We start from the raw sequence: 6,000 nt of genomic DNA, 5'->3' as shown, positions 1-6,000 counted from the left end.
TCAAAATAACTACTTGGCTTAACGCAGTCATTGCACTGATTTTATACTTTCTTAACTTTGAACAAAAGCGCAAGCGCTCCTATTTATCCATAGGCACAAATTTTATAATTTCCTAGACTAAGAAAAAAACGCTCCGATTTATAGAAGCGTACACATGTAAAACAATCTATATTCTTTTATACTAACTAAAGATAAAGGGAAGCTTCCATCCGTAGGGGTTGTGTTTATCCCACGGATGGTTAGTACCACAAGGGTATGACCTAAAGGCCATTGAACCAATCGGACATTTACTGGCAGTCATCCCACACTTAACCTTATAACGATACATAAAACTAGTTGTCAACACTTTCTTGGCTCCCTTAAGCTCCTAGGAAATACTAAGCTTTTACTTCACCATTAATTCATCAAAGAAGTGATGGAGCGTTGGAACGATTGCTTTCTGCCTAACCATTCGCCGATATGTTTCTTCATCTACCCATTTAGCATCTATTACTTCTTCCGGTTGAAAAGTTAACTGTTCAATAGATACATTGCTATGAAACAGCCAATTGTCCAAATGATCTACCTGTCTAACTTCTCTACGAAGTAATTTTGCTGCTTTATCGTCTAATTGTAAGCCTAGTTCCTCAGCTACCTCTCGATATGCCCCCTGTAAGCTGTTTTCCCCTGCAATCACAGAACCACCTGTGCACTCCCAATAACCCCCATATGGCTTGTTAGGGTGTCGCTTTGATAATAAAAGCCCCCCACTATCATTTTGAATCCATACATGAACAACTAGATGATAACGATCCTTTGGCATCGGCACTCCCCGTATATGCTTTTCATCCAACTTATTTCTATTCCTATCATACAGATCCCACACTTCCATCCTCTAGTCCCCCTCATATGTTAATTACAGTTTAATAGTGGCTTTTCTTTGTTGAAAGTCTACATCTTGATAATATGTATTTTTCACAAGAATATTTGGACCAAGACATTTAACAGCAGGACAATGACAATTTAACGATTTTGCTGTGTCTGAAGCCATCCAACGATCGTAAGCTTCAAGTAACGAAGTGGTTTGTATATTCCCTAGTTTTGGCTCATCTCCAAAATCAGTCACAATCACATCACCCGAAAAAATATTTACATTCAAACGAGAACGACCATCAGGATCATTTCGCACCGATACATTCTTTTCCTTAAATAAACGCTTCTGTAAATTCAAATCCGCTTGGGACGTGCTACATGGATAAAAAGGCAAGGTACCAAATAACATCCATGTATCAGGATCACGGTGGTCTAATAACCGTTCGATACCCTTCCGCATTTCTTCTAAGGATAACGTTTCTAAATTACTTGCAAAGTCTACGGGATACATCGGGTGTATCTCATGTCGTGCACAACCCATTTCAAGCACATGGTCATGAATTTTTTCTAAGTAAGGATATGTCCGACCATTTAGCATCGTTTCTGCAGATACCATGACACCTGCTTGTGATAATTTCTGAGCATTTTCAACCATTCGTTCGAAATATTTCTTACGATTTTCCTCTGATGGCTTTCTCTCCATTCTTGCAAATCCAGTCTCCGCAAATTCTTCAGCAGTACCCCAGTTATGTGAAATATGTAAGACATCTAAATAAGGAATGATTTCTTCATAGCGACTAAAAGGCAAGGTCAGATTCGAATTAATTTGTGTTTTCACACCACGATAATGAGCATATTTAAGCAATGGAACTACATAATCACGAACAGATTTTTTCGACATCATCGGCTCTCCACCAGTAATACTTAGTGTACGAAGGTGAGGAATTTCATCTAGTCGCTTTTCAATCAATTCCATTGGTAGTGCATCCGGGTCCTTCCCTTGTAGTGTATAGCCTACTGCACAGTGGGCACAGCGCATATTACAAAGCGTTGTTGTTGTAAATTCAATGTTAGACAATGTTATTCCCCCATGCTGTTCCACGTCCATATATGCTTCCCATGGGTCATATGCTGGAGACATTGTTTTACTCGCTTCTGTTAGTTTCACAAAAAAAATCCTCTCTTTTTCAAAGACTCTTTTAATATTTTACCATGTAACTGTCTATCCCGTCTTTGTGGAAATTAAAGAATGATATTTAGATAAGTGGGCAAACTAAAAAATAGCAGAATTATGGAAATTCTAGTTTAGTTATATTTTAGAAAGGTGGAAAAGAAAACGGATGGAGCAAAAAAATACAAATAAAGCCAATAATATCGAAAATGAAGATAACTTAACAACGAGGCAGGGGCATCCTGTTACTAACAATCAAAACATACGAACAGTCGGAAATCGTGGACCAGCAACACTGGAAAACTATGATTTCATCGAAAAAATAAGTCACTTTGACCGTGAAAAAGTTCCCGAACGGATAGTTCATGCTCGTGGTGCTGGGGCACATGGCTATTTTGAGACATACGGCATGGCTGGTGATGAGCCTATATCCAAATATACAAGAGCCATGGTTTTTCAGGATAAAGGGAAGCAAACTCCTGTCTTTGTCAGATTTTCAACGGTTGTTCATGGTACACATTCTCCAGAAACAGTACGTGATCCACGTGGCTTTGCTGTAAAATTTTACACGGAGGACGGGAATTGGGACTTAGTCGGAAATAATATTAAGATCTTTTTCATTCGTGACGCAATGAAATTTCCAGATATGATTCATGCCTTTCGACCAGATCCTGTAACAAATATTCAAGATAGTGAACGCTTCTTCGACTTTTGTGCGAATTCCCCTGAAAGCTTCCATATGGTAACCTTTATTTACTCACCTTGGGGCATTCCGGCAAATTACCGAATGATGCAAGGCTCTGGGGTAAACACATATAAATGGGTTAACAAAGAGGGCGAAGCGGTATTAGTTAAGTACCATTGGGAACCAAAACAGGGAATTAAAAACTTAACACAGCAAGAAGCAAATGAGATTCAATCTACCAATTTCAATCACGCTACACAAGACTTATACGATGCTATTGAAAAAGGAGATTATCCTGAGTGGGAACTATTCGTCCAGATTATGACCGATGATGAACACCCCGAGCTAGATTTCGATCCACTTGATGATACAAAACTATGGCCGGAGGACAAGTTTCCATGGTTACCAGTTGGAAAAATGGTATTGAATAAAAATCCAGAAAACTACTTTACAGAAGTTGAACAAGCTGCCTTCGGTACCGGAGTTCTTGTCGATGGACTTGATTTCTCAGATGATAAAATGCTGCAAGGTAGAACGTTCTCCTATTCTGATACACAGCGCTATCGTGTAGGGGCAAACTATTTACAGGTTCCTATTAATGCAACAAAAAAGCGTGTTGCTACAAACCAAGAGGGTGGACAATTACGTCAGCAAAATGACAAAGCACCTGGTCAAAATCCACATGTTAATTACGAGCCTTCGGTACTAGGTGGATTAAAGGAAGCTGAACAAACGGGAAAAGAATACACCCCTGAGATAAAAGGAAAGCTTGTTCGTGAATCCATCGACAGAAATGACAATACAAAGCAAGCAGGCGAGACATTCCGTAGCTTCAAAGACTGGGAAAAGGATGATTTAATTTCTAATTTAGTGAATGATCTTTCTATGTGTGATCAACGTATTCAAGATAAAATGGTCGCATTGGCTGAGGATGCAGATGAAGAATATGGCCTCCGTTTACGTGAAGGTCTGGAAAAGGCCAAAACCATGATGAATGATGGAACAAGTAAAAATCCGTTAGGTAATAAAGATGCAGAAAAAGCACCAGATCAAGCAATCGAAAAAGGACATGAAGCAGATCCATATTAATTGCTAGAGGGCATAACTAAACGAAGTGCTTTTCATAAGTTAATGCCGAGAGTAAATATCAAATAAGCCTGTTATTTTTTATCGCAATCAAAAGTATGGAACGCTTTCCACAAACCAAATTAACACGGTTAACCACGCTTAGTAACGTGGACCTTCGGGCTCTTGCTGTTTTTGCAGGGGTCCCCCTATTTTTCTCTACCCTCCCCTTTACTTTTACTCTTCTGGTACAGCTAATAGTCGCAGACGATACGCATTCATAGCCGTCTCCCCGAGATGATCAAGTAAATTATAATTGGCATAAGCACCGATAATAGCGCCAAAGCCAGGTACGAGTTGTAATAATTTGACCAAGTCTATATAATCACGATACTCCTGTTGAAATGCTCGCCAATCCATATCCAGTAAATGTTGCTTTTCATGTTCCCAATTTTCAATAACATACATCGTTTTCTTTCTTTCTTTTTCATTGGAGAAAGCTAATTGGAATATGTGTAAAAGAAATAATCGTTCTTCATAAGCCTTTGTATCGAAGCCATATATGGTTGCAGCCTCAAATAAGAATTTCATTTTTATAGACAGTAGTAAAGGAAAATCCGCAAAACCAAGAAAAATACCACCAGCACCAGTACCTGCACCTTCTACTGTTGCTGTTTTGCGATAGGTGGATAACTTTTCTTTTACAAGCTGATCTTGCTGATATAAATTCATTTCTTGCATTTCTGGTTTTTTCGTAGTTACATGTGAGCCTACTAATGTAGCCTTAACCATATTTTTAATACTTTCAGTAATTATCCGATGCGCCTTTTCAGGTATCCAGTTATTTATTTTCATCTGTGCTTTCTTAGAAAGCTGATTAAATAAGTTAGGTTTAGCATACATTTTCCTTCGCCAAGCTTCTAGCTCCTGAGAAACTATATCTTCATAGTTAATCAAAATAAATCCCTCCACAACGTTTAAAAATCTTAGTGATATATTGCATATTTCCATAATTAATAATTTATTGTATACTGTTTAGTATACTAAAAATAATTGTAGAGGGGGAGCAGATAATGCCAATACCTTCAGATCATTCCAGGCCAGTAAGGCAATCCGCAAAGGAAAGTGCTTTTAATCAGATTCAACAGTGGATTATTGATGGTACATTACAACCTGGAGAAAAACTTAATGATTCTGAACTTGCTAAAGCATTAGGCGTGAGTAGGACTCCGGTTAGAGAGTCTCTACAACTTTTAGAAGTACAGGGATTTGTAAAGATGTTTCCTGGAAAAGCAACGCAAGTAACAGAAGTGGAAAAAGAATCTATGAATGATTTACTTCCACCATTAGCTGTACTACAGGCCTTGTCAGCTGAATTAGCTATTGATAATTTAACGGATGATATAACAGCTGTATTGGAAGAAATTAATGACCGATTTACGAAAGCTATTCGCTCAGAGAATTATTATGCCGCTTTAAAAATTGACGAAGAATTTCATCAAGTTATCGTTGATGCTGCAAATAATCCCTATATCCACAACATTATTGCTAACTTACAAGCCCATGTAAGACGCTTATTCTTCCATAACTCCATCATTTTAACTGAACAATCCATAGAAGAACATAGCCAGATTATTAACCTTATGAAAGAAGGAAATAATGAGGCTCTTGCTCCAATTATGAAAGAAAATTGGTTACGTACGATACAAGAATTTCAAGCACTAAAATAATGTGAAACTTCAATCCGTGGGCATTTTATTATCTCTCACGGATTGTTAGTACCACGAGGATATGATATAAAGACCTTTAAACCAATTGGACATTTACTGGCAGTTGATCCCCCACTTCCCAATATTGGTTTCACTTTATTGCTTGAAGTGAGGGGCTTACTGCCGGTTATATGAGGAATAAATTATTGAAAAGGGGCTGGGACTAAACACAACTTCTTTACTCAAAATACGAATAATCACGTTTATTAATAGGAGTATCACCCCCGCATCATGAACATACACTGGCTTTCCGCGAGCACGGACTAAGCTCACTTGGTAAAGGAAAACACGTTACCAAGTGGATTCGGGCTCGTGCTGTGGATAAGGAGGACTTTGGCAGCGATACATAGCACGCAGATAAAGCGCTCTTCTTTTTCAAGGAGTCTCACATATTTCAGATGCTATATTAATTATCCTAATCAAAAAACGAAAGGATAATTATTTTAAATTAATTATCC

The 6,000-nt window shown here is 38.1% G+C and carries 6 protein-coding genes; 3 read left to right on the top strand and 3 right to left on the bottom strand.

The features are described from left to right. Positions 1-385: 385 nt before the first annotated feature. Positions 386-871, bottom strand: a complete 486-nt coding sequence (locus Q1A47_RS12085; protein WP_026680319.1) for an NUDIX domain-containing protein — start codon at positions 869-871, stop codon at positions 386-388. Positions 872-895: 24 nt separating this feature from the next. Next, the gene (yfkAB, locus tag Q1A47_RS12080) at positions 896-1,993 is read right to left on the bottom strand and encodes a radical SAM/CxCxxxxC motif protein YfkAB (RefSeq protein ID WP_034678644.1); all 1,098 of its coding nucleotides are present in this window, start codon (positions 1,991-1,993) and stop codon (positions 896-898) included. Between the two features lie 199 nt (positions 1,994-2,192). Here yfkAB and Q1A47_RS12075 point away from each other — a divergent pair, with 199 nt between their 5' ends. Beyond that, a complete protein-coding gene (locus tag Q1A47_RS12075; protein WP_166530414.1) occupies positions 2,193-3,797 on the top strand; it encodes a catalase in 1,605 nt (534 codons plus the stop codon). Positions 3,798-4,010: 213 nt separating this feature from the next. On the opposite strand, the gene Q1A47_RS12070 is transcribed toward Q1A47_RS12075, so the two are convergent. After that, complete coding sequence (locus Q1A47_RS12070; RefSeq protein ID WP_205389470.1) at positions 4,011-4,730, bottom strand: EcsC family protein; 720 nt, start codon at positions 4,728-4,730, stop codon at positions 4,011-4,013. 116 nt (positions 4,731-4,846) lie between these two features. On the opposite strand from Q1A47_RS12070, the gene Q1A47_RS12065 reads away from it, so the two are divergent. Both Q1A47_RS12065 and Q1A47_RS12060 read left to right on the top strand, forming a co-directional pair. Next, complete coding sequence (locus tag Q1A47_RS12065; protein ID WP_026680323.1) at positions 4,847-5,503, top strand: GntR family transcriptional regulator; 657 nt, start codon at positions 4,847-4,849, stop codon at positions 5,501-5,503. Between the two features lie 42 nt (positions 5,504-5,545). Beyond that, positions 5,546-5,677 (top strand): hypothetical protein, encoded by a 132-nt coding sequence (locus Q1A47_RS12060; RefSeq protein WP_299632262.1) that lies wholly within the window; start codon positions 5,546-5,548, stop codon positions 5,675-5,677. Positions 5,678-6,000 lie beyond the last annotated feature (323 nt).

Source organism: uncultured Virgibacillus sp. (genome assembly GCF_947495635.1).
In the GTDB taxonomy this organism is placed as follows: domain Bacteria; phylum Bacillota; class Bacilli; order Bacillales; family Amphibacillaceae; genus Virgibacillus; species Virgibacillus salarius.
The sequence above is the reverse complement of the archived record's forward strand: the minus strand, read 5'-3'. Positions and strand labels throughout refer to the sequence as shown.

Excerpts from the sequence above, each read along its gene's own strand:
- Q1A47_RS12085 (WP_026680319.1), bottom strand. The coding sequence starts at position 871 with ATGGAAGTGTGGGATCTGTATGATAGGAATAGAAATAAGTTGGATGAA.
- yfkAB (WP_034678644.1), bottom strand. The coding sequence starts at position 1,993 with ATGTCTCCAGCATATGACCCATGGGAAGCATATATGGACGTGGAACAG.
- Q1A47_RS12075 (WP_166530414.1), top strand. The coding sequence starts at position 2,193 with ATGGAGCAAAAAAATACAAATAAAGCCAATAATATCGAAAATGAAGAT.
- Q1A47_RS12065 (WP_026680323.1), top strand. The coding sequence starts at position 4,847 with ATGCCAATACCTTCAGATCATTCCAGGCCAGTAAGGCAATCCGCAAAG.